This is a genomic window from Actinoallomurus sp. NPDC052274 (assembly GCF_040679475.1).
In the GTDB taxonomy this organism is placed as follows: domain Bacteria; phylum Actinomycetota; class Actinomycetes; order Streptosporangiales; family Streptosporangiaceae; genus Actinoallomurus; species Actinoallomurus liliacearum.
On record NZ_JBFAUT010000023.1, the window covers coordinates 32,019 to 58,296 of the forward strand.

At 73.3% G+C, this 26,278-nt stretch carries 25 protein-coding genes; 10 read left to right on the plus strand and 15 right to left on the minus strand.

Annotation, left to right across the window (positions count from 1 at the left end; translation table 11 throughout):
- Positions 1-270 precede the first annotated feature (270 nt).
- The 10 genes from AB0K82_RS20740 to AB0K82_RS20785 all read right to left on the minus strand — a co-directional run bounded on the left by AB0K82_RS20740 (position 271) and on the right by AB0K82_RS20785 (position 9,901).
- Entirely contained in the window at positions 271-981 is a 711-nt protein-coding gene (locus AB0K82_RS20740) for an ABC transporter ATP-binding protein (protein ID WP_364399060.1), read from the minus strand.
- On the minus strand, positions 965-1,774 hold the full coding sequence (locus AB0K82_RS20745) for an ABC transporter ATP-binding protein (RefSeq protein WP_364399062.1): 810 nt from the start codon (positions 1,772-1,774) through the stop codon (positions 965-967). The genes AB0K82_RS20740 and AB0K82_RS20745 overlap by 17 nt, the downstream gene beginning before the upstream one ends.
- Entirely contained in the window at positions 1,774-2,754 is a 981-nt protein-coding gene (locus AB0K82_RS20750; RefSeq protein WP_364399064.1) for a branched-chain amino acid ABC transporter permease, read from the minus strand. Before AB0K82_RS20750 ends, AB0K82_RS20745 begins: the two co-directional genes overlap by 1 nt.
- Positions 2,755-2,809: 55 nt before the next feature.
- Complete coding sequence (locus tag AB0K82_RS20755; protein ID WP_364399066.1) at positions 2,810-3,703, minus strand: branched-chain amino acid ABC transporter permease; 894 nt, start codon at positions 3,701-3,703, stop codon at positions 2,810-2,812.
- Between the two features lie 10 nt (positions 3,704-3,713).
- On the minus strand, positions 3,714-4,865 hold the full coding sequence (locus AB0K82_RS20760) for a branched-chain amino acid ABC transporter substrate-binding protein (protein ID WP_364399068.1): 1,152 nt from the start codon (positions 4,863-4,865) through the stop codon (positions 3,714-3,716).
- A 117-nt stretch (positions 4,866-4,982) separates the two neighbouring features.
- A complete protein-coding gene (locus AB0K82_RS20765; RefSeq protein ID WP_364399069.1) occupies positions 4,983-5,987 on the minus strand; it encodes a proline racemase family protein in 1,005 nt (334 codons plus the stop codon).
- On the minus strand, positions 5,980-6,876 hold the full coding sequence (locus AB0K82_RS20770) for a dihydrodipicolinate synthase family protein (RefSeq protein WP_364399071.1): 897 nt from the start codon (positions 6,874-6,876) through the stop codon (positions 5,980-5,982). Before AB0K82_RS20770 ends, AB0K82_RS20765 begins: the two co-directional genes overlap by 8 nt.
- Before the next feature lie 155 nt (positions 6,877-7,031).
- The gene (locus tag AB0K82_RS20775; protein WP_364399207.1) at positions 7,032-8,402 is read right to left on the minus strand and encodes an FAD/NAD(P)-binding oxidoreductase; all 1,371 of its coding nucleotides are present in this window, start codon (positions 8,400-8,402) and stop codon (positions 7,032-7,034) included.
- 108 nt (positions 8,403-8,510) lie between these two features.
- The gene (locus AB0K82_RS20780; protein ID WP_364399073.1) at positions 8,511-8,762 is read right to left on the minus strand and encodes a (2Fe-2S)-binding protein; all 252 of its coding nucleotides are present in this window, start codon (positions 8,760-8,762) and stop codon (positions 8,511-8,513) included.
- On the minus strand, positions 8,759-9,901 hold the full coding sequence (locus tag AB0K82_RS20785; protein ID WP_364399075.1) for an FAD-binding oxidoreductase: 1,143 nt from the start codon (positions 9,899-9,901) through the stop codon (positions 8,759-8,761). Before AB0K82_RS20785 ends, AB0K82_RS20780 begins: the two co-directional genes overlap by 4 nt.
- Positions 9,902-10,051: 150 nt before the next feature.
- Here AB0K82_RS20785 and AB0K82_RS20790 point away from each other — a divergent pair, with 150 nt between their 5' ends.
- The gene (locus AB0K82_RS20790; RefSeq protein WP_364399076.1) at positions 10,052-11,305 is read left to right on the plus strand and encodes a hypothetical protein; all 1,254 of its coding nucleotides are present in this window, start codon (positions 10,052-10,054) and stop codon (positions 11,303-11,305) included.
- An 88-nt stretch (positions 11,306-11,393) separates the two neighbouring features.
- On the opposite strand, the gene AB0K82_RS20795 is transcribed toward AB0K82_RS20790, so the two are convergent.
- Complete coding sequence (locus AB0K82_RS20795; protein WP_364399078.1) at positions 11,394-11,945, minus strand: winged helix-turn-helix domain-containing protein; 552 nt, start codon at positions 11,943-11,945, stop codon at positions 11,394-11,396.
- A gap of 149 nt (positions 11,946-12,094) precedes the next feature.
- Here AB0K82_RS20795 and AB0K82_RS20800 point away from each other — a divergent pair, with 149 nt between their 5' ends.
- The 3 genes from AB0K82_RS20800 to crcB (AB0K82_RS20810) all read left to right on the plus strand — a co-directional run bounded on the left by AB0K82_RS20800 (position 12,095) and on the right by crcB (AB0K82_RS20810) (position 13,889).
- The gene (locus AB0K82_RS20800; RefSeq protein WP_364399080.1) at positions 12,095-12,481 is read left to right on the plus strand and encodes an STAS domain-containing protein; all 387 of its coding nucleotides are present in this window, start codon (positions 12,095-12,097) and stop codon (positions 12,479-12,481) included.
- Positions 12,482-12,957: 476 nt separating this feature from the next.
- Positions 12,958-13,530, plus strand: a complete 573-nt coding sequence (crcB, locus tag AB0K82_RS20805) for a fluoride efflux transporter CrcB (protein WP_364399081.1) — start codon at positions 12,958-12,960, stop codon at positions 13,528-13,530.
- Positions 13,527-13,889, plus strand: coding sequence for a fluoride efflux transporter CrcB (crcB, locus tag AB0K82_RS20810; protein WP_364399083.1), 363 nt, complete (start codon positions 13,527-13,529; stop codon positions 13,887-13,889). Before crcB (AB0K82_RS20805) ends, crcB (AB0K82_RS20810) begins: the two co-directional genes overlap by 4 nt.
- Positions 13,890-14,090: 201 nt before the next feature.
- Here crcB (AB0K82_RS20810) and AB0K82_RS20815 read toward each other — a convergent pair whose 3' ends face one another.
- The 3 genes from AB0K82_RS20815 to AB0K82_RS20825 all read right to left on the minus strand — a co-directional run bounded on the left by AB0K82_RS20815 (position 14,091) and on the right by AB0K82_RS20825 (position 16,874).
- Entirely contained in the window at positions 14,091-14,621 is a 531-nt protein-coding gene (locus tag AB0K82_RS20815) for a carboxymuconolactone decarboxylase family protein (RefSeq protein WP_364399084.1), read from the minus strand.
- A gap of 41 nt (positions 14,622-14,662) precedes the next feature.
- On the minus strand, positions 14,663-15,535 hold the full coding sequence (locus AB0K82_RS20820) for an SDR family NAD(P)-dependent oxidoreductase (RefSeq protein WP_364399086.1): 873 nt from the start codon (positions 15,533-15,535) through the stop codon (positions 14,663-14,665).
- Between the two features lie 133 nt (positions 15,536-15,668).
- Positions 15,669-16,874 carry an MFS transporter gene (locus tag AB0K82_RS20825; RefSeq protein ID WP_364399088.1) on the minus strand — a complete coding sequence of 402 codons (1,206 nt, stop codon included), beginning with the start codon at positions 16,872-16,874 and terminating at the stop codon, positions 15,669-15,671.
- A 278-nt stretch (positions 16,875-17,152) separates the two neighbouring features.
- On the opposite strand from AB0K82_RS20825, the gene AB0K82_RS20830 reads away from it, so the two are divergent.
- A complete protein-coding gene (locus AB0K82_RS20830) occupies positions 17,153-18,007 on the plus strand; it encodes a polysaccharide deacetylase family protein (protein ID WP_364399091.1) in 855 nt (284 codons plus the stop codon).
- A gap of 56 nt (positions 18,008-18,063) precedes the next feature.
- Here the strand turns inward: AB0K82_RS20830 and AB0K82_RS20835 are convergent, their stop codons facing one another.
- Positions 18,064-18,855, minus strand: coding sequence for a 3-hydroxybutyrate dehydrogenase (locus AB0K82_RS20835; protein ID WP_364399092.1), 792 nt, complete (start codon positions 18,853-18,855; stop codon positions 18,064-18,066).
- Positions 18,856-19,235: 380 nt separating this feature from the next.
- Here AB0K82_RS20835 and AB0K82_RS20840 point away from each other — a divergent pair, with 380 nt between their 5' ends.
- The 5 genes from AB0K82_RS20840 (at position 19,236) to AB0K82_RS20860 (ending at position 26,111) form a co-directional block, all read left to right on the plus strand.
- Positions 19,236-19,832, plus strand: a complete 597-nt coding sequence (locus AB0K82_RS20840; protein WP_364399094.1) for an ATP-binding protein — start codon at positions 19,236-19,238, stop codon at positions 19,830-19,832.
- Positions 19,778-20,542 (plus strand): alpha/beta hydrolase, encoded by a 765-nt coding sequence (locus AB0K82_RS20845; protein WP_364399096.1) that lies wholly within the window; start codon positions 19,778-19,780, stop codon positions 20,540-20,542. Before AB0K82_RS20840 ends, AB0K82_RS20845 begins: the two co-directional genes overlap by 55 nt.
- Before the next feature lie 67 nt (positions 20,543-20,609).
- Positions 20,610-21,920 carry a cytochrome P450 gene (locus AB0K82_RS20850; RefSeq protein ID WP_364399097.1) on the plus strand — a complete coding sequence of 437 codons (1,311 nt, stop codon included), beginning with the start codon at positions 20,610-20,612 and terminating at the stop codon, positions 21,918-21,920.
- Positions 21,917-22,738: a helix-turn-helix domain-containing protein gene (locus tag AB0K82_RS20855; protein WP_364399099.1), complete on the plus strand. Its 822-nt coding sequence runs from the start codon at positions 21,917-21,919 to the stop codon at positions 22,736-22,738. Before AB0K82_RS20850 ends, AB0K82_RS20855 begins: the two co-directional genes overlap by 4 nt.
- A gap of 91 nt (positions 22,739-22,829) precedes the next feature.
- Complete coding sequence (locus AB0K82_RS20860; protein WP_364399101.1) at positions 22,830-26,111, plus strand: BTAD domain-containing putative transcriptional regulator; 3,282 nt, start codon at positions 22,830-22,832, stop codon at positions 26,109-26,111.
- Positions 26,112-26,278: the final 167 nt, after the last annotated feature.

A 26,278-nucleotide genomic window follows, 5' to 3' on the forward strand; every position in this document is an offset into this window, starting at 1 on the left:
GTGCTCATGATTCGCTCGCTCCGCTCACTCAAGCGCCCTCCTCCGTCGCGGGAGCGACCAGAGACGCCGTGCTCATGATTCGCTCGCTCCGCTCACTCAAGCGCCCTCCTCCGTCGCGGGAGCGACCAGAGACGCCGTGCTCATGATTCGCTCGCTCCGCTCACTCATGCCCCGTCCTTTCTGATCCCGGCCACGGTGACGATCCTCCCAGGTCTCGCCCCTGGCGTCGTGGCCGGTCCGGACGAGCCGGCCACGACACCGGGACGAGGATCAGGCGACGCCGCCGAGGTAGGCCTCGACGACGCGGGAGTCGGCGGCCAGGTCCGCGGCCGGGCCGTCGAGCACGCAGCGGCCGTTCTCGATCACATAGCCCCGGTGGGCGATCTTGAGCGCGGCCTTGGCGTTCTGCTCGACGAGCAGGACGGCGGTGCCGGCCTCGTTGATGTCGCGGATGACGTCCATGACCGCCGCGACGATCAGCGGGGCCAGCCCCATCGACGGCTCGTCGAGCATCAGCAGCCGCGGCCCGGCGACGAGCGCCCGGCCGATGGCCAGCATCTGCTGCTCGCCGCCGGACAGAGTGCCGCCGTGCTGGGCGCGCCGCTCGGCGAGCTTGGGCAGCAGGGAGTACGCCCGGTCGACGCGGCGGGCCAGCTCCTTGGCGTCGCGCACGAGGTAGCCGCCGAGCAGCAGGTTCTCGTGCACGGTCAGCGTGCTGAAAATCCTGCGCCCCTCCGGCACGTGCACCAGACCACGTCCGACGATCTTGGGCGGCGCCGTGCGGGTGATGTCGTCGCCCTCGTACACGATCCGTCCCGCCCCGGGCCGTACCAGCCCGGACACGGCCGACAGCGTCGTCGTCTTGCCGGCGCCGTTGTTGCCGAGCAGCGCGACGATCTCGCCCTCGCCCACGGTGAGCGACAGCCCGCGCAGGGCCTGGACGCCGCCGTAGCTCACCTCCAGGTCACTCACCTCGAGCACCGCCGACCTCCTCTCTGGCCGCCTCGACCTCCGCCTCGTCGGCGTCCCGCCCGAGGTACGCCTCGATCACCGCCGGGTCGCCGCGGACCTGGTCGGGCGGCCCGTCGGCGATCTCCCGGCCGAAGTTGAGCACGACGACCCGGTCGGAGACCTCCATGACCAGGCCCATGTCGTGCTCGATCAGCGCGATCGCGATGCCGAGGTCGCGGATCCGCCGGATCAGGTCGAGCAGTTCGGCCTTCTCGCCGTGGTTGAGTCCGGCCGCGGGCTCGTCGAGCAGCAGCAGCTTCGGGCGGCGGGCCAGCGCACGGGCGATCTCCACCCGGCGCTGCTCACCGTACGGCAGGTTCCGTACGAGCCCGGCCCGGTCGCCGCGGAGGCCGACGAAGTCGAGCCACTTGTTCGCCTCCTCGGTGCCCTCGCGCTCGCTGCGGCGGTACCGGGGCGTGTGCAGCAGCGCGTCGACGACCCGCTGGCGCAGCCACAGGTGCGTGCCGGCCCGTACGTTGTCCAGCACCGACATCTCGCCGAACACCCGCAGGTTCTGGAACGTGCGGGAGACGCCCCGCGAGGCGATCAGCGAGGGCCGCCGCCCGGTCACGTCCGCGCCGTCGATCCGGATCCGGCCGGCCGTGGGCTTGTAGAACCCGGTGACGCAGTTGAACGCCGACGTCTTGCCGGCGCCGTTCGGGCCGATCACCGAGACGATCTCGCCCGCGTCGACGCCGAACGACAGCCCGTCCACCGCCAGCACGCCGCCGAAGGACAGCCGAAGGTCCTCGACTTGCAGCATCACCGCTCCCTCGATCGATGGGGCCACAGCCCCTGCGGACGAGCGATCATGACGATGATCAGCAGCACGCCGAAGGCGAAGAACCGGTAGTCGGCCAGGCCGCGCAGCACCTCCGGCAGCAGACTGATCACGATCGCGCCGAGCACCACGCCGGGCGTCGAGCCCATGCCGCCCAGCACGACCGCCATCAGCACGAGCGCCGACTGCAGGAACGTGAAACTGGCCGGCGAGATCGCCGAGAGCTGCGCCGCGAACAACACCCCGGCCAGGCCGCCCCAGACCGCGCCCGCGATGTAGGCGGCCAGCTTCACCTTGTACGTGTTGATGCCCATCGCCTCGGCGGCGTCCTCGTCCTCGCGGACGAACCGCCACGCCCGGCCGATCCGGGACCGGCCGAGCCGGGCCGCCAGCAGCACGGCCACGGCGACGATGAGCAGCACGGCGTAGTAGAAGACGACCTGGTTCGACGAGGCGTCGCCGAACAGCCCGGGGATGCCGTAGATGCCCGACGGGCCGCCGGTGATGTTCAGGTTGTTGGCGGTGATCCGGATGATCTCCCCGAAGCCGAGCGTCACGATCGCCAGGTAGTCGCTGCGCAGCCGGAGCGTCGGACCGCCGATGATGACGCCCGCGACCACGGTCACGATGACGACCGCCGGGACCGTCGCCAGCAGCGGGATCTTCAGCTCGGTGGACAGCACGCCGCTGGTATAGGCGCCGACCGCGAAGAACGCGGCGTACCCCAGGTCCAGCAGGCCGCAGTAGCCGACGACGATGTTCAGCCCGACGGCGAGCATGACGAAGACGACCGCGCTGGTCATCACGTCCATCGCGTACGGCGTGGCGATGACGAACGGCGCGAGCAGCCCGATCGCCAGGCCCGCCCAGCCGAGGTGCCGGCTCTCCAGGAACCGCGTGATGAACGTCGGACCCCGCCCCTTCACCGGCTTGACCGGCGGATCCTGCACTGTTTCGGTCATACGGCCTCCTTCGCCGGAGGAGTGGCCGGAGGCGCTGCGCCCACGCTTCGCTCGCTCATACGCGCTCCGTGACGCGTTCGCCGAGCAGGCCGGTGGGCCGCACGGTCAGGAACAGGATGAGGAATCCGAACGCGAAGACGTCGCGCCACTGGCCACCGACGAAGTGCGTGCCGAACGACTCCAGCAGGCCGAGCAGCAGACCGCCGAGCATCGTGCCCGGGATGTTGCCGATGCCGCCGATGACCGCCGCGGTGAACGCCTTGAGCCCGATGATGAAGCCCATCAGGAAGTCGATCTTCCCGTAGTAGCCGCCGGCCATGACGCCCGCCGCACCGGCGAGCGCCGAGCCGATGAAGAAGGTCCGCGAGATCACCTTGTCGACGTCGATGCCCATGAGCAGGCACGCCTTCGGGTCCAGCGCGATGGCCCGCATGGCGCGGCCCTGCCGGGTGCGGGTGATCAGGACGTTCAGCGCCACCATGAGGACGACGGAGACCGCCATCAGGGCGATCTGCTGCCAGGTGACGCGGGCGCCCAGGACGTTCAGCGCCGTGCCGTCGAGCCGGACCGGGTACACCTTCGGGTTCGGCCCGGCGACGATGCGGGTGCCGTACTCCAGGGCGAACGACGCCCCGACCGCGGTGATCAGCAGCGACAGCCGGGGCGCGCCGCGCAGCGGCCGGTAGGCGACCCGCTCGATGACGACGCCGGACAGGCCGGTCGCCACCATCGTCAGGATCAGCACGACGAACAGGGCGACGAGAGAGGAGGACTTCACCAGCCCGCCCATCGCCCCGAGCATCGCGAACCCGCTGAACGCGCCGAGCATGTAGAGGTCGCCGTGGGCGAAGTTGAGCAGCTTGATGATGCCGTACACCATGCTGTAGCCCAGCGCGACCAAGGCGTAGAACGAGCCGACGAACAGGCCGTTCCAGATCAGCTGTGACATTGGCAGGGGCCTACTTCAGCGCGTCCTGGAGCACGAACTTGCCGTTCTTGACGACGAGGATCACGAAGCCGCCGCTGGTGAGCGTGTGCCGGTCGGTGAACTTCAGCGGGCCGGAGAACAGCTGCAGCCCGTTGATGCCCTCCAGCGCCGTGGCGAGCTTGTCGCCGTCGGTGCCGCCGGCCTTCTTGATGGCCTCGGCCGCGACCCGCACGGCGTCGTAGGACTGGGTGGAGTACGGGCCGGGGTCGGCGCCGAACTTCTGCTTGTAGGTGGCGATCCAGTTCTCCGCGCCCTGGATGGTGTCCGGGGTCTGGGTCATGGTGGCGTACGCGCCCTCGGCGGCGGTCCCACCGGCGATCTTGACGAGCTTGGCGTCCACCGAGCCGTCGGCGACCATGAACCTGCCCTTGTACCCGGCCTGCCGGAGCTGCCGCAGGATCAGGCCGCCCTCCTGGTAGTAGCCGGTCCAGTAGATGAAGTCCGGGTTCTTCCGGAGGACGTTCGTGACGTTCGCGGAGTAGTCGCTCTCGCCGGGGTTGACCGCGTCCAGGGTCGCCTTGTCGGGGCCGCCGGGCTTGTCGAGCTCGGCCGCGGTGCGCACCGCGATGTCCTTGGAGTAGGACGTGTTGTCGTGCAGGAGCGCGACCTTCTTGGCGCCGCTCTTGGTCATCCACGTCATCGCGGCGACGGCCTGCTGGTCACCGGTGCCGTTGACGAAGAACACGTGCTTGAGCTTCTGGTCGACCAGCTCGGTCGAGTTGGCCGCCGGGATGATCATCGGGATCTTGCGGCGGTCGAAGACCGGGAGCGTGGGCAGGGTCGCGCCCGAGCAGTACCCGCCGACCGACACCGCGACGTTCGCGGCGACCAGCTTGTTCGCCGCGGCGACCGCCGTCTTGGGGTCGCAGGCGTCGTCCTCGGCGCGCAGTTCCAGCTTGCGGCCGAGCACACCGCCCTTCGCGTTGATCTCGTCGATCGCCATCTGGGCGCCGTTCTTCATGTACGGGCCGATGTCGGCGCTGCTGCCGGACAGGGGGATGTCCATCCCGAGCAGGATGGGGCCCTTGTCCTTCTTGCTGTCGCCACCGAGCACGCCCTGGCCACAGGCCGAGGCGGTCAGAGCGGTCGCCGCCAGTGCGACGCCGAGCGCTGCTTTCCTCATGGGGATCTCCGATGCGTGAACGACGGGTAGGGGGAGATGGCGGCGCGGCCGGGGTGGCCGCGCCGCGTCGGACGGTCGGGTTCAGGAACGGGGGTCAGAGGGCCCGGGAACGGGAGGTCAGAGCAGGAACCCCTCGGGGAAGGGGTCGTCGGGGTCGAGCAGGTACTGCGCCGTGCCGGTCACCCAGGCGCGGCCGGTGATCGCCGGGACGATCGCGGGCCGGGAGCCGGCGACGGTCGTCTCCTCGGCGATCCGGCCGATGAACCGGCTGCCGATGAACGACTCGTTGACGAACTCCGCGCCGGGGGCCAGTTCCCCGCGCGCGTGCAACTGGGCGAGGCGGGCCGAGGTGCCGGTGCCGCACGGCGAGCGGTCGAACCAGCCCGGGTGGATCGCCATCGCGTGCCGGGAGTGCTTCGCGTCCGAGCCGGGCGCGACGAACTGCACGTGATGGCAGCCCGCGATGTCGGCGTTCTCCGGGTGCACCGGGCGGCGCTGCTCGTTGATCGCCGCCATCGTCGCCAGGCCGGCGGTGAGGATGTCGTTCTTGCGCTCTCGGTCGAACGGCAGCCCGACCCGCTCGATCGGCAGGATCGCGTAGAAGTTGCCGCCATAGGCCATGTCGTACGTGACGGGGCCGATCCCCGGCACGTCGACGGTCTGGTCGAGGGCGTCGACGAACGACGGGACGTTGCGGATCGTCACGCTCTTCGCCGCGCCGTCGCGCACCGCGACCTCGGTGACGACGAGCCCGGCGGGCGTGTCCAGCCGGATCGTGGTGACCGGCTCGGTCACCTCCACCATCCCGGTCTCGACCAGCACGGTCGCGACCCCGATCGTGCCGTGCCCGCACATCGGCAGGCAGCCGGACACCTCGATGTACAGCACGCCGTAGTCGGCGTCCGGCCGGGTCGGCGGCTGGAGGATCGCGCCGCTCATCGAGGCGTGCCCGCGCGGCTCGTACATCAGCAGGGTGCGGATGTGGTCGAGGTGTTCCATGAAGTACGCGCGCCGCTCGAACATCGTCGCGCCGGGGATGACGCCGACCCCGCCGGTGACGACGCGGGTCGGCATCCCCTCGGTGTGCGAGTCCACGGCGTGGAACACGTGCTTGCTACGCATTGCTCTCCAGGTGCGCGGCGGCCTCTGTTGCGGCCCGCACGGTCGCGGCCTGTTCCTCGGTCAGCGGGAGGCGGGGTGGCCGGCACGGCCCGCCGTGCCCGCCCATGACGTCCATCGACAGCTTGATCGCCTGGACGAACTCCGTCCGCGAGTCCCAGCGCAGCAGCGGGTGCAGTGCCCGGTACAGCGGCAGCGCCCGCTCCAGGTCGCCGGCGACGGCCGCCCGGTACAGCGCGACGCTCGCCTTCGGCAGGGCGTTCGGGTAGCCGGCGATCCAGCCCTTGGCACCGGCGATGGCCAACTCGAGCAGCACGTCGTCCGCGCCGATCAGCACGTCGAGCTCGGGGGCCAGCTCGGCGATCCGGTAGGCGCGGCGCACGTCGCCGCTGAACTCCTTGACCGCGACGATGTGACCGGCCTCGTGCAGGCGGGCCAGCAGCTCGGGGGTCAGATCCACCTTGGTGTCGTACGGGTTGTTGTACGCGACGATCGGCATCCCCGCCTTGGCCACCTCGGCGTAGTGGGCCTCGACGATCCGGTCGTCCGCGCGGTAGGCGTTCGGCGGCAGGAGCAGGACCGCGCCCGCGCCGGCCTCGGCGGCCTGCTCGGCCCAGCGCCGCGACTCCGCCGAGCCGTACGCCGCGACGCCCGGCACGACCCGGTCGCCGCCGATCGCCTCGACCGCGGTCCGAACGACCTGGGCCCGCTCTTCGGGAGTGAGGTTCTGGTACTCGCCGAGTGAGCCGTTGGGGCACACGCCGTCGCAGCCCGCGTCGACCAGATCGCGAACGTGCCGGGCGTACCGGTCGAAGTCGACCGACAGGTCCTCACGCAGCGGCAGCGCGGTGGCGACGAGGATGCCGTGCCAGGGCTTACGGGGGGCGCTCATGCGGTTCTCCCTTATGCGATGTGACATTTCACGTTGGGCCGAGCATGGCCGTCAAGATGTCGCAGGACTCGTGATCCGTCCGTTATGCCGGGTTGATCGGACGGTTTCCGGACCGCGGCCGTAGGGATTCGCCCCTCCGGCCGCGGCCGTTCGCTCTATTCGTAGGGCCGGTCCTCGGCCGCGAGGTCACGCAGCCGCAGGGGCTGGGCGAGTGGTCGGCGCGCGGTTCCCCGCAGGTCGTCGGCGTCGGGCAGCCGACCGCAGATCCCCGCCGCGAGCCACGTGGCCGCGTAGCCGCACACCCGGCCCTGGCACCGGCCCATGCCCGCCCGGCTGAGCAGCTTGGCCGAGCGCGGGTCGGTCGCGCCGAGCTCCGCGGCCTCGGTCAGCCGACCGCAGGTGACCTCCTCACAGCGGCAGACGATCGTGTCCTCCCGCAGCCGGTCCATCCAGCCCGGGCGGACGGGATACGCGCGGTGCATGGCCGCGGCGAACGCCCGCAGCCGCCGCCGTCGCGCCAGCAGGCGCCGTACGTCGGTCGGGTCGGGCGCGACGCCGCCCGCCGCCTCCGCGGCCGACAGCCCGGCCAGTTCCCCCTCGACGAGCGAGAGCTGGGCGCCGCCGACCCCGGTGGTCTCCCCCGCCGCGTACACGCCGGGCACGCTCGTACGCTGCGCCACGTCGACCGCGACGACCAGGCTGCCGTCGGCGTCCATCCGGGTGGCGCAGCCGAGCTGCAGGGGGATCTCCAGCTGCGGCGTGAACCCGTAGCCGACCGCCACCGTGTCGCAGGCGACGACGCGCTCGCGCACCGGCGTCCAGTCCCGGTCGAGCCGGGCGACGGTGACCGCCTCGACCCGGTCGTCCCCGTGCGCCGCGACGACGGCATGACCGGTGCGGTACGGGATCCGGTGCCGCGCCAGCAGGGCGGCGTACCCGGTGCCCTCCCGCGCCTTGTCCGGATGCCGGGCGACGTGCCGGGCGAAGCCGTACGGGCGGCCGGCGTCGAAGACCCCGACGACGGTCGCGCCGGCCCCGGCCAGGCCGGTGGCGACGGGGAGCAGGAACGGGCCGGTGCCCGCGACGACGATCCGCTCGCCCGCCGTGACCCGGTCGCCCTTCAGGAGCGCCTGCGCGCCGCCCGCGGTGAGCACGCCCGGCAGGTCCCAGCCGGGGAACGGCAGCGACCGGTCGTGCGCGCCCGTCGCGACGACCAGCGTCCGCGCGCCGATCCGGACCGGGCGCTCGTCGCGGTCCCCCGCGATCGCGTGCACGGTGAACCCGTCCTCGACGTGCCAGACCCGGTGCTCCGGCAGGTAGGTGAGGCGGTCCAGCGCGTCCCGGAGCCGTACGAAGGCGTCCCAGTCGTGGTGGAGACGGCCCGTCTCGGCCGCGTGGTGCCGGTAGTACTGCCCGCCCGGCCGCCGTCCCGCGTCGACCAGCGCGACGTCCAGCCCGGCCGTCGCCGCGGACACCGCCGCGGCCAGGCCCGCCGGTCCCGCGCCGATCACCACCAGGTCATGCATCGCGGACACCGCCCTTCCCCACGTCTCCGTCCTCCGCCGTCGGCACGAGGCCACGCATCCGGGCCACCGCCCTTCCCCACGTCGCCGTCCTCCGCCGTCGGCACCAGGTCACGCATCCGGGCCACCGCCCTCCACGACGTCGCCGTCCCGCGCCTCGACCATGCAGGCCCGCAGCGATGGTTGGCCGTTGACGGTGACCAGACAGTCGAAGCACACGCCGATCCCGCAGTACAGCCCGCGCGGCCGCCCGCCGAACCGGGTCGTCCGCCAGGACCTGATGCCCGCGGCGGTCAGGGCGGCGCCGACGCTCTGACCCGGTTCGAACGGCAGCGGCCGGCCCTCGAAGACGATCTGACTCATGGCTGCTCCGGAAAGCGGTCGGGGCGGAACGGCGCGAGGTCGAGGTCCGGCCGCGCGCCGGTGAGGGACTGGGCGAGCAGGTGGCCCGTCGCCGCCGCCAGGCCGATCCCCGCGCCCTCGTGGCCGCAGGCGTGCACCAGCCCCTCGGCGCGCGGGTCGGGGCCGATGACCGGCAGATGGTCGGGGCAGTACGGCCGGAACCCGCAGTAGGCGCGGATCGCCTGGACGTCGCCGAGCACCGGGAACAGCCGGATCGCCTGAGCGGCCAGGCGCCGCAGCGCCGCCATCGACAGCGTCCGGTCGAACCCGACCCGCTCCCGGCTGGCGCCGATCAGGATCGTGCCGGCCGGGGTGCCCTCGACGACCGCGGAGGACTCCAGTCCCTCGTCGTCGCTCGCGACGTTCGCGACGTACTCCGCGGCGTACACCTTGTGCCGGATCAGCGGCGGCAGTGGCTCGGTGACGAGGATGAAGCCCCGGCGCGGCAGCACCGGGACGGTCACCCCGGCGAGGGCCGCGACCTCCCCGCCCCACGTGCCGGCCGCGTTCACGACCGCCCCCGCGGCGAGGTCCCCCCGGTCGGTGCGCACCCCGGTGACCCGATCGCCGGCGCGCAGCATCCCGGTCACGGTGACACCCGTACGGACCTCGGCCCCGGAGGCGCGCAGCAGGTGCGCGGCGGCCAGCATCGGCTGGACCTGGGCATCCTGGGGGTAGAACATCCCGCCGGCCAGGTCTCGGGCCAGATGCGGCTCGTAGCCGGGCAGCTCCGCCGCGGGCACGGCGACCGTGTCGACACCCGCCGCGCGCTGCTGCTCGGCCAGCGCCGCGAGCCCGGCCACGCCCTTCTCGCTCTCGGCGACGACGAGGCCGCCCTTGGGCTCGTACTCGAAGGCCGCCCCGAGCCCGTCCTCGGCGGCCAGCTCCGCCCACCGGGCGGAGGAGAAGACCGCGAGGTCGAGCTCCGGGCCGGGCTCCTTGTCGGAGACGAGGAGGTTGCCCTCCCCCGCTCCGGTGGTGCCTCCGGCCACCGCGCCGCGTTCCACGACGGTCACCGCCAGTCCGGCCCGCGCGGCGTAGTACGCGCACGCGGCACCGACGACGCCGCCGCCGACGATCACCACGTCAGCAGTGCTCACGAGCGGTAAAATGTCACATGGCTCACCTTCCGCACAAGAGTCCACTTATGGGATCCGACTCGCGTCACCGGCACGGCCGCCGCCTTTACATTGTAGATTTTTATTACGACTCGCACTTAAGTGATCACTGTGTGTTGTTATGCTGCCGGCGTGACCTCCGAATCCCCCGCGGGCCGGCACGTTCCCGGCGACTACGACCTCACCCGCGACGTCGTCGGCGGGCTGCCGCACGCCCTCGTCGAGCGCTGGCGGCGCAGCGGTCAGACGGCCGACGACGCGCGGCGCCTGCTGAGCGGATACGCCGTCGAGGGCTACAGCGTCGTGTCGGACTCGGCGGGCCTGACGAGGCTCAGCGAGCGACTGGCACTGCTGGAGGTGCTGGCGCTCATCGACCGGCCGAAGCGGATCCTGCACGCGTACGGCCGGGCCATCGGCGGCCGGGCGGTGGGAGTCTGGGCGGCCGACAACGCCCAGCTGTTCCATCCGGCCGGCACCCGCGCCGCGGAGCTGCTCTCGGCCCTGCTGAGCGTCCAGGACGACATCGAGCGCCGGTGCCGGATCCGGATCGGCATCGGCGTCCACCGGGGGACCTTCACCGAGCTGTCCGGCGGGCTGTACGGCGAGGAGGCCGACGGGATCGAGGACGTCGCGGAGAACCACGTGGAGGGCGGGGAGATCGCCATTACCCAACCGGTCGTCGACCTGCTGCCGCCCGGCCACCCCTTCACCGTGGCCCGCAGGGACGACCTACGGCATCCGATCGGCCCGGTCTACCGGCTGCTCGACGGCCCGCGCCTGACCGACGCGCGCCCCGTCGAGGGCGAGCGGTACCCGATCCCGTACTCCCCCGACCTCCACGCCGACCTCCTTCTCCTCGAGCGCTCCCCCGGTGACGCCGACCTCCTCGCCCGGCTCACCGCCCGGCACCTCCGGGAGCGGACCGTCGTGCTCGTCGAACGTGGCGGCGCGGCGGCGGCCACGCCCGAGCTGGCGGTGCTGAGAGGGCTGGCCCTGTCCACCACGATGCGCGAGACGGCGCTGGGCCTGCTGCCGTCGGCCGGCGCCATGGAGATCAAGGTCGCCGGTCCACTGGGCATCTACCTCTTCGACGATCCGGGAGCCGCCGTCGAGTTCGCCCTTCGACTCCGCGCGGGGCTGGCCGAGCGGGAGATCGTGTGCCGGATCGGCGTGGACACCGGGCCGGTGCTGACCGGGGAGACACCGGGCGGCGGCCGCGACATCGCCGGAGCCCCGGTCAACGTCGCGTCCAAGATGGCCCAGGACCTCGGACGCCCCGGCCGCGTCTACCTCAGCGAGACCCTGCGCGAACAGACCGTCCTGGGCCGCTTCGTCCCGGTCGAGCGGGTCGTCTCCGGCGTGCGGATCACCTTCTTCGAAGGCTGAGCCCGGCTCCGCGCGGAATATCGGCCCGGGGACTCCTCCGCGCGGGCGGCCGGCGCGCCGTGACCGCGCGCCGGAGGCCCGCGATGGCTCAGCCGGCCGCCGCGGGGTCGGCCTCCGGCCGCCGGTAGCAGTAGCCCACCCGCCGGACGGTCACCAGGCGACCGCCGTGGCGCCCGAGCTTGCGGCGCAGGCGATGCACGTGGACGTCCACCGTCCGCGGCACGACGACGGCCGCGCCCTCCCACACCGCGTTCATCAGGTGGATGCGAGAGAACACCTTTCCGGGGCGCGCCGTCAGGTAGTCCAGCAGCTCGAACTCCTGGAACGTCAGCGACAGCTCTTCGCCGTCCAGCCAGACACGCCTGGCGTCGCGGTCGACGACCAGGTCGTCGGGCTCCCGCCCGCCCGGCCTCCGGTCCACAGACCCGACCACCCGGGGAACGGCGACCGGCGTACCGAGGTCCGCCGCCGGAAGGAGATGGGCGGTGATCACCACCACCTGTCCGGTGCCGGGAAGCGGGATCACCTCCAGGAGGCCGCCCGGTGGCGGGTCGTCCGGGACCGGCGGTGGCCCCACATCGAGGTCGGGCGATGCTTCGCGTAGGTGGGTGTCGAGCTGCGCGATCTGGAGTCGTGGCATGAACGGACTATATTCCCTACTTTGCCAGTCGACAATATCTGTATATGGGGAAGCAGACGGACGTGGTCGGCGTTGACGTACCATCGGCCAAGAATGACTGGGGGCCGTAAAGTGAAGACCACCATCATTCGGCGTGGAGGTGGGGACGAATGGCGGCGGATCGACCGGACGAAGCGACGCTGGACGTGGCGGTCGAGTCACGGGGCGAGTGGGCGCTGGTGCACGTGGCGGGCGAGCTCGACTACACGACCGTCGGGGGCATCCGCGACGAGCTGGACGCCATACTGGCGGCGGGCCAGGTCCGGATCGCACTCGACCTGTCGAAGCTCGAGTTCTGCGACTCCGTCGGGCTTGGCTGCTTCGTCGGCGCCTGGAAGCGCGCTCGTAAGGACGGCGGCGAGCTGCTGTTGCTCCGGCCCGCCGGGCACGTCCAACGGATGCTCAAGATCACCGGACTCGACCGGTTCCTGTCCAGCACGGATGAGATCCCGGGTGAAGCACCCACCGGCGACGCGGATCTGACTGCGGCGCGATAAGCCGCTCGTAGCCCCTCCGGCGGCGGTCCGCCGTGGAGCCACGCGCGGCAGATCACAGCGGGCCCTGAACCGCGGCGGGCCAGGCGCCCTTCTCCGTGAGGGCGGTCGCGACGCCCTCCCGGCCCCGGAGCACATCCCCCTCCCCCGGCAGCACGACGAACCGCGCTCGGGTCCCGTCGGCGATCAGCGCCTGGAACGGCGGCGTCGCCCGGAGTACCGGAGGCGCCGGGTTCCGGTCCGCCGCACCGTGGATGATCAGACGGGCCGTGCGCCGAATCCCTCCGTCTCCAGGCGGCCGCGCACCTCGACGAGCCGGGCTCGTGACCGCCGTCGGCGAGACCCCGTGTGCGACCCCGGCCGTCCCGGGACCGGCGGGAGCCGGGCCGTCCCGGCGGCCGGAACGGACGAGAATGGAGCCGGGACGCGACCGCTGCGCGGATCCCTCACCCTGGTAGGGGACAGACCGAAAGGACGCAGTGGCCGCACGATTCTCCAAGGGCTCGGTGGATCGCCGCACCGACGAGCCGCCCGCCGACCCCGATCTCCTGCCCGTCGACCCCGACACCGGCCCGATCGACGGGCCCGCGCCGGTCGCCGACGTCTTCGCGGTCCGCGCCGGTCGCCGCGACCGGCAGTGGCGGGTGCTGGCGGCGATCTCGCTCGGCGGCGGGCTGGGCAGCGTCGCCCGCTACCTGATCTCCCAGGCGCTCCACGTGTCCCCCGGCCGCTTCCCCTGGGCGACCTTCACGATCAATCTGAGCGGGTGCCTCGCGATCGGGCTGCTCATGGTCCTCGTCCTGGACGTCTGGCCGCCGAACCGCTACGTACGGCCGTTCTTCGGCGTCGGCGTCCTGGGCGGCTACACCACCTTCTCGACCTTCGCGGTCGAGCTGCGGACGCTGGCCGCGCACGGGTCCTGGGGGATCGCCGCGGCGTACGCGTTCGGCAGCCTCCTCGGCGGATTCGCCGCGGTGTGGTGCGGGATGACGCTGGCCCGGCTGATCGCCGGGCTGCCCGTGCTCCGGGGCCGGGAAGGACGGCGGGGGTGACCGTTCTGCTCGTGCTGCTCGGCGGCGCCGTCGGGGCGCCGAGCCGCTACCTGATCGACCGGTACGTCCAGCGCCGGCGGGACGGCGTCTTCCCCTGGGGCACGTTCACCGTGAACCTCATCGGCTGCTTGATCCTCGGTCTGCTCACCGGCTCCGCCCACGCCCTGCCGGCGCACGTCGTCACGCTGCTGGGCACCGGATTCTGCGGAGCTCTGACGACCTTCAGCACCTTCGGATTCGAGACCGTACGGCTCCTGGAGGACGGCTCGTTCCGCGAGGCGGGCCTGAACGCCGTGGGCGGGCTCATCCTCGGGACCGCGATCGCCGCCCTCGGCTACGCGGTCGGCGCCGCCCTCTGAGCCGTCCGCGGCCACGCGACCGGCTCCGCCACGGGGCCGGGTCGGCGCACCGCCCCTCGGCCCGCAGCGGCGGAGGCCCGGCGAGCCCCGGCGGGGTCAGCGCCACCGGAGGTCAGCGCCGACCGAGGGATCAGCGCATCGCCCCCCCGGCCCGCGACGGCCGGTGCCCGGCGAGCCCAACGGAATCGGCGCCACCGGAGGTCAGCGCCGGGGGAGGTCGGGCGGGATCCGCAGCGCGGTGATGGCCGTCGCCAGCATGTCGTAATGGCCGACGAGCATGACCAGCTCGATGCACTCCTGGTCGTCGAGGTGCTCTCGGAGCCGTTCCCACGCGGCGTCGTCGAGGTCGCGCTCGGCCTGCAGGGCGTCCACCGCCGCCAGGATGGCGCGTTCGCGCGGCGACCAGCCGTCGTCCTCGGGCCCGCGCTCGACGAGCCGGGCAAGGTCGGCGCGGGTGACCCCGGCCCGGGCGCCGAGCCGTACGTGGTGATCGAACTCGTAGCGGCAGTCCCGCAGGTGCGCCACCCGCAGGATGACCAGCTCGGTCTCGCGGCGCGGCAGCACGCCGCCCGGCATCAGCCGGCCGGCGAAGTGCAGCCAGCCGCGGAACAGGCGGCGGTGCCGGCCGAGCACCCGGAACAGCACCGGCGCCCGCGTGCCGGCGCGCCGTCCCGCCAGCCGGACGAACGTCCACGCCGGCGCGCCCAGTTCACGCCGCGATCCGGGCGGCACACGCGGCACCCCACGCCCCGGCGAGGGGGGCCGGTCGGCGGTCATCCTGCCCGGTCCTCGGGCTGCGGCGTCGTCATCGGCGGGTCCTCCTCCTCGATCGCGATCCGCAGGGCGGGCTCCACCCGTGCCCGCAGCGCCGTGTCCACCACCCGCTGGGCCGCCATCCGCCCGTACAGGACCGGTCCCACCCAGCGCGGAGCGTGCACCCGGCGGGCGCGCGTCGCGATGCCGCGCTCGAGCGCGTCGATCCCGGCGCGGAGCGGCGTGACCCCGGTGAACCCTCCGCGCCGGCCCTGCAGCACGGAGGCCGCCCGGGTGCCGAACCCGCGGCGCGTCATGTCGGTGTCCAGTTCGGCGAAGTACGCGACGCCGACCCGCGCTCCCGTGTGCCGCAGCTCGAGACGGAGCGTGTCACCGAGCGCCTCGACGGCGGCCTTGGACGCGCTGTAGGCCCCGAGCAGGGGAGCGTGGACGGCGGCGGCGAGCGAGGCGACGGCCAGCGCGTAGCCGCCAGGGTGGGCGATGTACGGGCCCGCCGCGCGCAGCGTGTGGTAGGTGCCGAAGACGTTCACGCGCATCGTCGTCTCCAGGATGCGCGGGTCGCCGCCGAGGACCGGCCACTGGCAGGCGACCCCGGCGTTGGCCACCACGACGTCCAGGCCGCCCAGTTCGTCGGCCAGCTCCGTCACGACCCGTTCGACACGGTCGCGGTCGGTCACGTCGCACGTCCGCCAGGGCGCGTCGCCGCAGTCCCGGGCCACTGCCGCGAGGCCGTCCGGCTCCAGACCCGCCAGGGCCACCCGAGCGCCCCGGGCATGCAGGCGGCGGACCAGGGCCGCGCCGATGCCGCGCGCGGCTCCGGTGACCAGCACGCGGCGCCCGCGCAGCGCCGCCGGGTCGTTCGGTCGTCGCATGGATCAGCTATACACCGGCTCCACCGCGCGCGGAACCCGGGTCCGGCGGGCGGGCGGCGTCCACTATCGGACGGAGACCCCGCGTGACGCGGCGCGGACCGGATCCCCGGCCTTGTGCGGGCCGGGGAGCGCGTCAAGCGGCGTCGGCGACCGGCTCGGCGGCCGTCGTCCGCGGCGCCGGCGGCCGCGCGGCGCGCCGCCACATCGGGGTGGCGAGCAGGACGACGAGGAGACCCGCGGCGCCGGAGAGGGCGAACGCCCAGCGGGGGCCGAAGCCGTCGATGACGACGCCCGTGACGGGTCCGGCGACGGCCAGTCCCAGCGTCATCGCGGTGCTGTGCAGTCCCGTCGCCTCGCCGCGGGCCGAGGCGGGCACCCACCGGCTGAGGGTGTCGATCGAGGCGGAGATCGCCGGGGCGCACAGCATCCCCGCCGGGAGCAGCGCGATACAGAGCCACTCCCAGTGGCCCACCAGGCCCATCGGAGCGGTGAGGGCGGCCATGGCGCCGACGATGACGAGCGGGGAGAAGCCCCGGGGCAGCGCGCCGTACACGAATCCCCCGACCAGCGAGGCGATGCCCCAGAACGCGAGCACCAGGCCGGTCCATCTGGTCGCGGAGTCGGCCTTGAGCACCGCGACCAGGCCGAGCTCGGTCCCGGCGAGCACGAAGGTGGCGGCGGACGTCACGCCGAGCAGGGCGAAGAGCGCGGGCGTCAGCCACTGGCGGCGGCGCACCGTGGCTCCGGCGGCCTCCGGCTCGTCGCCGACATGGATGGGCGGGTCGAGCGCCAGCAGCGCCGTGCCGGACACGACCAGTCCGAGCCCGACGAGTGCCATGGTCCAGGAGCCGCCGAGCGCGGTCGTGCCGGCCACGGCGAGCGCCGGGCCGGTCATGTAGGCCACCTCGACCAGCATCGAGTCCAGGGCGTAGGCGCTACGGCGGTATTCGGCCGGGACGGCGGCCGCGAGGCACTGGCGGATGACGGTGAAGACCGGCAGTGCCAGGACCCCGCTCACGAAGGCGCCGACGAGCAGCGGCCAGTACGGCAGGAACGGCGCGACGGTCCAGAAGAGAAGCTGAGCGAGCGTGGTGACCACCAGGACCGGCCGGAGGCCACGTCGGTCCACGAAGCGCCCGGCGATCGGGGCTCCGACCGCCACTCCGGCGGTCGAGGCCGCCCCGACCAGACCCGCCTGCATGAAGCCGCGCCCCAGGCCGCCGACCACGTGCAGGGTCAGCGTCAGCCCGCAGGCGACGACCGGGATCCGGGCGACCAGCCCGACGAGCAGCAGCATCCGGACACCGGGGATGGCCAGCACCCGCCTGTAAGGTTCCACAGTCACAGTGATCACTTACCTCCGCTGGAAGTATGCCAGCGGGCACCGACAGGCGGAAACCGGATTTTTCGGCGCCCCACGCCGCCGGTCGCCCACGGCGCTCGTCTTTTCTGACAGCGTTCGTCATCGCGAGTTCGAACGGCTCGATTTCGCGGGTATAGGTATCGCGACGGGGGTGGCCAGCACGGTCTCCGCTGTTCGGCTCGACATTCCGGACCGTTCTTAGCCGCCCCCTGAACCCTGCGCATGACCAAAAGTCGCTCAGTCGGGGGCAAAAGGTGACGAACGACGAAAATAATAAAAGCCATGAAAACGAAAAAAGCGGATTTCTGCAACGGCGTTGGATCTTGCCCGCCGCCCTCGGCGCGGCCGTACTGCTGGGCGGTGCGGTGGGCGCGGGGGCGTTCCTCCTCGCCGGCTCAGGGTCGCGCGAGGACCGGTCCGCCGCCCACCGGGCCGCGAAGGCGCGGCCCGCGGCCCCGGCGAAGGTCGACTGTCATGTGCGCAAGTGCATCGCGCTCACCTTCGACGACGGACCGGTCACCGGAACCGCCAAGCTCCTCGACATCCTCAAGGCGCACGGCGCGCACGCGACCTTCTTCGTCCTCGGCCAGCAGGTGGCGAACAACCAGGACATCCTGAAACGGGAGGCCACCGAGGGGCACCAGATCGGCAACCACACCTTCGACCACGCCAAGCTGACCGGAGCCCCGCGGGCGAAGGTCGAGGATGAGCTCATCCGCACCCAGGAGGCCATCCTGCAGGCGACCGGCACGGCGCCGACGGTGATGCGACCGACCTATGGATACTCGGACAAACAGGTCAATGAGATCGCGAAGCAGATGGGGTTGGCGCAGATTCTGTGGACCGTCGACACGGTGGACTGGAAGGACCGCAACACGGCGGTGGTGACGAAGCGCGTCCTCGCCGGCGCGAAGCCGGGCCACATTGTGATCATGCATGACATCCGGCCGACCAGCGTGGCCGCAGTACCCGGCATTCTGGACGCTCTGACCAAACAGGGCTACGCCTTCGTGACGGTCTCCGAGCTGTACGGCGGCAACCTCGTGCCCGGCGACCGCTACCCGCCCTTCCTCGGCTCGCCCACGGCGGGCCCGGCCCCGTCCACGTAAGCCCTCGACGGAACCCGACCGGCGCCCGCGCGACCGCGCGCGGGCGCCGTCGGTCGTCAGTGCGCGGTCCAGCCGCCGTCCATGGTGAGGGACGCCCCCGTGATCATCGACGCGTGCGGCGAGCAGAGATAGGCGACCATCTCGGCGACCTCCTCCGGCTCGATCAGCCGCCGGATCGCGGCCCGGGCCAGCATGATCTCGTCGACGACCCGGTCGGGCTCCATCCCGTGCGCGGCCGCCTGGTCGGCGATCTGGTGCTCGACGAGCGGGGTGCGCACGTACGCCGGGCTGACGCAGTTCGCGGTGACCCCGTGCTCGGCGGCCTCGAGCGCGATGACCTTGGTCATCCCCTCCAGGGCGTGCTTGGCGGTGACGTAGGCGACCTTGTACGGCGAGGCGATCCGGCCGTGCACGGAGGAGATCCCGACGATCCGCCCCCAGCCGCGTTCGTACATTCCGGGCAGTGCCCGGCGGGCGAGGCGGAACGGCGCCTCCACCATGATCCGCTGGATGCGCGCGAAGACGTCCGGGGGGAACTCGGTGACCGGGGCGACGTGTTGCAGCCCGGCGTTGTTGACCAGGATGTCCACGTCACAGTCGATGGTCTCGACCGCCGCGGCGTCGGACAGGTCCGCCGCGACCGCCCGGCCGCCGATCTCCTCGGCGGCGGCCTTGGCCTCCTCCTCGCGCAGGTCGACGATGACGACCTCGGCTCCGGCGGCCGCCAGCCGCCGGGCGCACGCCAGGCCGATGCCGCCGGCCGCGCCGGTCACCAGGGCCCGGCGACCGGACAGGTCCAGACCGGCGGGCGGCTGCGGGGACGGCTCCGAGACGTTCGGCGGAACCACGCATTCCTCCTCCATCGGGAACACTCCGTGCGAACACGACTCTATCCGCGCGCGGTCCAGGGGCCATGTTCGCCGCCGGCCCGCTCCGCTGATCCGATCGACGACGCCGCCCCCGTACGACCGCCCGTGTCGTACGGGGGCGGCGTCGTTCCGCGAAGGGAACGGCACCCGGACCGGTCCACGGCGCGGGCCTACGCCGCCAACGAATTCCCGGGTATTCCGACGTTTCCGTTGACATCAGGCCCTCGACGCTCGATGCTCCGGGACGTACGCCCAAATTTTGCCCACCACGCCCACTATTCGGGCAGCACAGGCTGGAGCGCGAGTTCTTGTCCGATTCACGGGAGCAGCGACCTTCCGGCGCCCCGGGAAACGACGCCGTGGCGACCACGTCCGATCCCGCGGACGGACGCCGCCTGTCCGGATGGTGCGATCTCCCGGGCTCGCGCCTCGCGCCCTCCATCGCGCGGCGCTGGGTCGCGGCCATGCTGGACTCGTGGGACCTCGCGCTGCCCGCGGACGACCGGGCGACGGTCGCGGAGCTGACCAGCGAGCTGGTGACCAACGCCGTTCAGCACGCGAGCCCGGGGCCCTCGGGCGACCAGGAGATCAGGGTCAACGTCCGGGTCGCCTACGGCATGGTCTGGCTCACCGTCTGCGACCGGGACCCGACCCTGCCCGTGCGGCGGACGCCCGACTTCGTCGCCGAGTGCGGCCGCGGCCTGTTCCTGGTCGACGCCCAGGCCGACCAGTGGGGCTTCGTCCGGTACCACGGCGGCAAGTACGTCTGGTTCGCACTGGAGTACGCCGCCCGCGCCGTCCGGGCGACCGCCCGGCGCCCGGAGCTCATCGTCGCCGTCGCGCCTGAGCCGCCCGTCTCGCCCGATCCGTCCGTACCGCCATCGACAGAACAGGATCCGGTATGTCTCCCGTCGCCCTTCCCCATGCCCTCTGCGGCACCGGACCGCATCGGGTGATCGCGCTGCACGGCTGGTTCGGCGATCGCGACGCCTTCGCCAAGATCCGGCCGTACCTGAACGGGGAGGCGTTCACGTACGCGTTCCCGGACTATCGCGGCTACGGAGAGGCCCGGGACATCACCGGCGACTACACCCTCGCGGAGATCGCCAGTGACGTCATCGCGCTGGCCGACAAGCTCGGCTGGGACGAGTTCTCGCTGGTCGGACACTCGATGGGCGGGACGGCGATGCAACGGGTGATGCTGGACGCGCCCGGGCGGGTCCGCAGGATGGTCGGCGTCTCGCCGGTCCCCGCCTCCGGCGTCCCGTTCGACGAGCAGGGCTGGGCGCTGTTCTCCGGCGCGGCGGACGAGGCCGGGAACCGCCGGGCGATCATCGATCTCACCACGGGCGGCCGTCTCCCGGGCGCCTGGCTCGACGAGATGGTGGACCACTCGCTGCGCGTCTCCACGGTCCCGGCGTTCCGCGCCTACCTGGACGCCTGGGCCCGTAGCGACTTCCACGAGGAGGTGGTGGGCGACACCACGCCGGTGCTCGTCATCGCGGGCGCGCACGACCCGGCGCTGTCCGCCGACGTCATGCGGGGAACGTGGCTGGAGTGGTATCCCAACGCGCGACTGACGACGTTCCAGGACGCCGGCCACTACGCGATGGACGAGACGCCGCTCGCGCTGGTGGCCGAGATCGAGCGCTTCCTGGCCGCCTGAGCGACCTCCGGCCCGCCGGTCCACCGGCCGCCCGGAACGTTCCAGCCGTCCGAGGATCCGAGGGGGCATGTTGCCGGCCGAAGAACGAGACACCACCGCCGTCCCGGCGAACCCCGCCGCGGACCTCGACGTGTTCGACCCGAACGTCTACGCGCGGGGTGTCCCGCACGAGACCTACCGCCGGCTCCGGGACGAGGACCCGGTGCACTGGCAGGAGGAGTACGAGGTCGGCGGCTGGCCGGCCGGTCCGGGATTCTGGGCCGTGACCCGCCACGCCGACGTCGTCCGCGTGCTGCGCAGTCCGACCGAGTACAGCTCGTGGATCGGGGCGACGCAGATCCGCGACCCGGACCCGGCGGACCTGCCGTTCATCCGACGGATGATGCTGAACCTCGACCCGCCGGAGCACGGCCGGCTGCGGCGGATCGCCTCCCGGGTGTTCACGCCCCGCCGGGTCGAACGGTTCGCGGCCGACATCGAGCGCCGGGCGCGCCGGCTCGTCGACGACATCGTCGAACGCGGCGAGTGCGACCTGCCGGTCGACGTCACCGACGACTATCCCATCCAGAACCTCGCCGACCTGCTCGGCATCCCCGAAGAGGACCGCGACCGGATCCTGGCCTGGACCAACCGGGTGATCGGCTACCAGGACCCGGACCACGCCGAGGCCGCCCGCGGCCCGGACGGCAGGCCGGTGAACCCCCGATCGCCCGCGATGCTCGCCGACATGTTCGAGTACGCGCACACGCTCGCCGACGCCAAGCGCCGCGATCCCTCGGACGACCTGATGACCGCGCTGGCGACCGCCGAGGTCGACGGCCGGCGCCTCAGCGATCCCGAACTCTCGATGTTCTTCTTCCTGCTGGTGATCGCCGGCAACGACACCGTACGGTCCGGCCTGCCGGGCGGGGTCATGGCGCTCCTCGACCACCCGGACCAGCACCGGCGGCTCCTCGATCAGCCCCAACTGCTCGACTCGGCGATCGACGAGATGCTGCGCTGGCATCCGCCCGTGCTCAGCTTCCGCCGCACCGCCGTACGGGACACCGTGCTCGCGGGACGGCCGATCGCCGCTGGGGACAAGGTCGTCGTGTTCCACGCCTCCGCCAACCGCGACGAGCGGGCGTTCGCCGATCCGGAGCGGTTCGACGTCGCCCGGCGGACGGGCGACCACGTGGCGTTCGGCGACGGCCCGCACGTGTGCCTCGGCGCGCACTTCGCCCGCCTGCAACTGCGGATCTTCTACCGCGAGTTCCTCTGGCGGCTGCCGGACCTGGAGCCCGCCGGGCCGCCCGTGCGGCTGGTGTCGAACTTCATCGCCGGGATCAAACACCTGCCCGTCCGCTACACGCCCGTACGACGGAGCGACGTGCGATGAACGACCGACCGCGCCGCTCGGCGCCACCCGGCCGCCCGCACGCCGACTCGCCGCCCTCCCCCGGCGCCGGGACGCCGTCCTCCCGCACCAGCGGGCCGCCGTCCTCCCCCGACGTCGGGACGCCGTCCTCCGGCACGGAGCCGCAGCCGTCCCCCGCCACCGGGTCGAAGACCATCGACACCGGCCTGCGGCTCCTGGAGATCCTCCGGGACCACCCCGACGGCATGACGATCAGCGAGCTCGCCCGCGCCGCGGACGTGCACCGCAACGCCGTGGCCCGCCACCTGACCGCGCTGCGCAACCACCGCCTCGTCTCCCGGAACGGAACGCGCTTCACGCTGGGGCTCGGCATCGTCGAACTCGGCGCCGCCGTACAGCACCGGCTGCGCGCCGCCGCCGAGGGAGCGCTCCAGTCGCTGGCCGATGACTGCCGCGCGACGGCGTTCATCAGCGTGCTGGACGCGGAGGAGGAGGTCGTCGTACTGGCCGTCGCCGAGCCGCAGGGATCCGACTTCCACGTGGCGTACCGGGCGGGCAACCGGCACGCCGTGGACCGTGGCGCGCCGGGAATCGCCATCCTCGCCGGTCGGCCGCCGCACCCGGACGAGCGGTCGATCGTGCGCGAGTCCCGCCGGGCCGGTTACGCGGTCACCGCCGGTGAGCTGCAGTCCGGCGCGTGGGGCGTCGCCGCGCCGATCGTCGCGAGGGGGCGGCCCGCCGAGGCGAGCATCGGCGTGGTGAAGATCGGAGCGCAGGACGAGTCCGCGATCGCGCCGCGCGTCCTCACCGCGGCGAACGAGATCGCCCGCCTGCTCTGACCGCCGGAACCCGGGCATCGCGCCTGCTCTGCCCCTCCGGCCTGTGTCCGGATGACGGCACGACGGAACGTCTGCGGTTATCGTGCCGCTCATGCGCTTTGGGATGCTCGGCCCGCTGACCGTGTGGACCGACGAGGGACGGCCGGTGCCGGTGCCCGGGGCGAAGGTACGGGCACTACTGGCCGATCTGCTGGTGCACGCGGGGCGGCCCGTCCCCGCCGACCGGCTGATCGACGACCTGTGGGGCGACCGGCTGCCCGGCAATCCCGCCGGCGCGCTGTCGGCCAAGGTCTCCCAGCTGCGGCGCGTCCTGGAGGACGCCGAGCCGGGAGCGCGCGCCCTGGTGGTCTCCCGTCCGGCGGGGTACCTCATCGCGGTCGACGACGACCGGCTGGACGCGCACCGGTTCAAGACCCTGACCCGCCGGGCGCGTACGGCCGCCGAGCCCGCCGAGACGGCGGCGGCCCTGGCCGACGCGCTGGCGCTGTGGCGGGGCCCGGCGCTCGCCGACTTCGCCGACGAGGCGTTCGCGCAGGCGACCGTCGCCCGGCTGACGGAGCAGTGGCTCACCGCGCTGGAGGACCACGCCGAGGTCCGGCTCGCCCTCGGCGAGCACGGCGCGCTCGTCGGCGAGCTCGGCGACCTGCTGACCGCGCATCCGCTCCGGGAGCGCCTCCGCGCCGCGCACATGCGCGCCCTGTATCGCGGCGGGCGGCAGACCGAGGCCCTGGAGAGCTATGAGCGGCTGCGCGCCGAACTCGCCGACGAGCTGGGCCTGGATCCCGGTCCGGACCTGGTCGCCCTGCACCGGGCGATCCTCGAGCACGACCCCGAGCTGGAGGCGCCGCAGCCCCCGCGCGCCGGTGCCTCGCGCCGGCCGCGGACCAACCTGCACGCGCCGGCCACTGAGCTGATCGGCCGCGACGAGGCCCTCGCGGCGGTACGCGCCCGGCTGGCGACCGACCGGCTGGTCACGCTCACCGGGCCGGGCGGCGTCGGGAAGACGCGGCTGGCGCTCGAGGCCGCCGGCCGGCTGGTCGACGACCTCCCCGACGGAGCGTGGCTCGTGGAGCTGGCGGGCGTGTCCGGGCCGTCGGGTACCGCGCCCGAGGCGGCGGACGCACTGGCCGACGTGGTGCTGCGCGCGCTCGACATCCGGGACGCCGCAGGCGAGGGGCGCCCCGTCGCGCCGGTCGACCGGCTCGCCGACGCGCTCTCGGCGCAGCGGCTGCTCCTGGTGATGGACAACTGCGAGCACCTGATCGAGCCGGTGGCCGAGCTGACCGGCCGGCTGCTGCGGGCGGCGCCCGGCCTGCGCGTCCTCGCCACGAGCCGAGAGCCGATCGGGCTGACCGGCGAGGTCGTGTGGAGCGTGCCGCCGCTGCGGATCCCCGCGCGGGCCGACGAGGCGGATCCGGCCGCGCTGGCGGAGTTCAGCGCGGTGCGGTTCTTCGTCGACCGGGCGACGGCGGCGGCGCGCGGGTTCCGGCTGGACGCGGAGACCGCGCCGGCCGTCGCCGTGCTCTGCCGGCGGCTGGACGGCATCCCGCTCGCCCTGGAACTGGCCGCGACGAGGATGCGGGCCCTGGGCGTGCACGGCCTGGTCGCCCGGCTCGACGACCGGTTCCGGCTGCTGGCCACCGGCCACCGGGGCGCGCCACAGCGGCAGCGAACCCTCATGGCGATGATCGACTGGAGCTGGGAGCTGCTGTCCGACCCGGAGCGCGCGGTCCTGCGCCGGCTCGCCGTCCACGCGGACGGCTGCGCGCTGGAGGCGGCCGAGGCCGTCTGCTCCGGGCCCGACCTGCCCGCCGAGGAGGTGCTCGACCTGCTCGTGCGCCTCGTCGACCGGTCGCTCGTCGTCATGGCCGAGGACGGCGACGACGGGCCGCGCTACCGCCTGCTGGAGTCCGTGGCCGCCTACTGCGCCGACCGGCTCGCGGAGGCGGGCGAGCACGAGCGGGTACGCCGCCGGCACCGTCGCCACCACACGGAGCTGGCCGAGCGCGCCGAGCCGTACCTCTACGGGCCCGACCAGGCCCGATGGCTGGACGTCCTCGACGCCGAAGCGGCCAACCTGCGGGCCGCGTTCGATGGCGCGGTGACCGACCGGGACGCCGAGTCGGCGCTGCGCCTCGTCAACGCGCTGGCGTGGTACTGGTTCCTGCGCGGCAGGCTGACCGAGGCGCGGCGGTCCCTCGATGCGGCCCTCGCGCTCGACCACCCCGGCCGTGCGCGGCCGCACCGCGCCAGGGCCCTGGCGTGGCGCGCCGGCCTGGCCCTGCTGCAGGGCGACCGGACCGACTGGGCCGCCCGCAGGGCGGCGGCGCTGGAGCTGTTCACGGCCGACGACGACCCGGCGGCGACGGCCCGGGCGCAGTGGTTCCTGGCCTTCACCGCCGGCGAGGTCGAGGATCCCGCCGCCGGCGAGGAACTGCTCGACCGGGCGCTCACCGGCTTCGACGCGGCCGGCGACCGGTGGGGGCGGGCGGCCGCGCTCATCCTCAAGGCGAAGCACGCGCACGCCCGTGGCGAGCTCGCGGTGCTGGAAGGCGAGGCCGAACGGGCGGCGCGCCTCTTCACCGAGCTCGGTGACCGCTGGGGCCAGTTGCAGGCCTCTGAGTGGCTCGGCGCCCTGGCCGAGCTGACCGGCGACCACGAGCGGGCGGAGCGACTGCAGCGGCGGGGGCTGGCCGCGGCCGAGGAACTGCGGCTCTGGCCGGACGTCGCCGTACGGCTCACCTGGCTCGGCTGGACCGCGATGATGCGCGGCGCGTACCCGTCGGCACGCGAGTACGGGCGGCGGGCGCTGCGGCTCGCCCTCGAGCAGGGTCACCAGCCGGCCGCCGTGTTCGCGCGGACCACACTGGGCTACACGGCCCTGCGCGAGGGCGACCTCGATGTCGCCGAGGAGCACCTGGAGACCCTGCTGCGCGCGGTGCCCCGGGACGACCCCGACACCGTGCCGCCGCTGCACCTGCCGATGCTGCAGACGGGCCTCGGCTTCGTGGCCGAGCACCGGGGCGACGCGGCCACGGCCCTGGTCTTCCACCGGGACGCCCTGGCCGCCGCGCTGCGGATGGGCGCGCCCCGCGACACGGCGGGCGCCCTCGAAGGCGCCGCCGGCGCGCTCGGCCTCGCCGGTGACCCCGCCCGGGCCGCGCGCCTGCTGGGCACGGCGGCCGCGCTCCGCCGGTCCTCCGGGCTGACCGCCGGCCCCGCCGAACGCGACCACGTCGACCGCGCCACGGCGCGGGTCCGCGCCGCGCTCCCGGAGGCGGAGTTCGCCGCCGCGTACGCCGAGGGCGGTTCCGTCTCCCCGGCCGACTGTCTGGAAGAGGTCGTCCGGCTGGCCGAAGCCGGACACGGCTGACCGCACAGGCGCGATGCGGGCGGACCCGCGGCGCGGACAAGCCCCCAGCTGAAGGGCCCGACATCGTCGGGCCCTTCAGCTCTCCAGGGCGGCTGCGGCCTCGGCGATGTCGCGAGCTTGAACCGCGCCACCCCGCACGCGCCCCGTCGGAGCCGTACGCCCCGCCG

Coding starts and splice junctions, on each gene's coding strand:
- AB0K82_RS20745 (WP_364399062.1), bottom strand. CDS start 1,774: ATGCTGCAAGTCGAGGACCTTCGGCTGTCCTTCGGCGGCGTGCTGGCG.
- AB0K82_RS20750 (WP_364399064.1), bottom strand. CDS start 2,754: ATGACCGAAACAGTGCAGGATCCGCCGGTCAAGCCGGTGAAGGGGCGG.
- AB0K82_RS20755 (WP_364399066.1), bottom strand. CDS start 3,703: ATGTCACAGCTGATCTGGAACGGCCTGTTCGTCGGCTCGTTCTACGCC.
- AB0K82_RS20760 (WP_364399068.1), bottom strand. CDS start 4,865: ATGAGGAAAGCAGCGCTCGGCGTCGCACTGGCGGCGACCGCTCTGACC.
- AB0K82_RS20765 (WP_364399069.1), bottom strand. CDS start 5,987: ATGCGTAGCAAGCACGTGTTCCACGCCGTGGACTCGCACACCGAGGGG.
- AB0K82_RS20770 (WP_364399071.1), bottom strand. CDS start 6,876: ATGAGCGCCCCCCGTAAGCCCTGGCACGGCATCCTCGTCGCCACCGCG.
- AB0K82_RS20775 (WP_364399207.1), bottom strand. CDS start 8,402: ATGCATGACCTGGTGGTGATCGGCGCGGGACCGGCGGGCCTGGCCGCG.
- AB0K82_RS20780 (WP_364399073.1), bottom strand. CDS start 8,762: ATGAGTCAGATCGTCTTCGAGGGCCGGCCGCTGCCGTTCGAACCGGGT.
- AB0K82_RS20795 (WP_364399078.1), bottom strand. CDS start 11,945: ATGCCACGACTCCAGATCGCGCAGCTCGACACCCACCTACGCGAAGCA.
- AB0K82_RS20800 (WP_364399080.1), top strand. CDS start 12,095: ATGGCGGCGGATCGACCGGACGAAGCGACGCTGGACGTGGCGGTCGAG.
- AB0K82_RS20820 (WP_364399086.1), bottom strand. CDS start 15,535: ATGCGACGACCGAACGACCCGGCGGCGCTGCGCGGGCGCCGCGTGCTG.
- AB0K82_RS20845 (WP_364399096.1), top strand. CDS start 19,778: ATGTCTCCCGTCGCCCTTCCCCATGCCCTCTGCGGCACCGGACCGCAT.
- AB0K82_RS20850 (WP_364399097.1), top strand. CDS start 20,610: ATGTTGCCGGCCGAAGAACGAGACACCACCGCCGTCCCGGCGAACCCC.
- AB0K82_RS20855 (WP_364399099.1), top strand. CDS start 21,917: ATGAACGACCGACCGCGCCGCTCGGCGCCACCCGGCCGCCCGCACGCC.
- AB0K82_RS20860 (WP_364399101.1), top strand. CDS start 22,830: ATGCGCTTTGGGATGCTCGGCCCGCTGACCGTGTGGACCGACGAGGGA.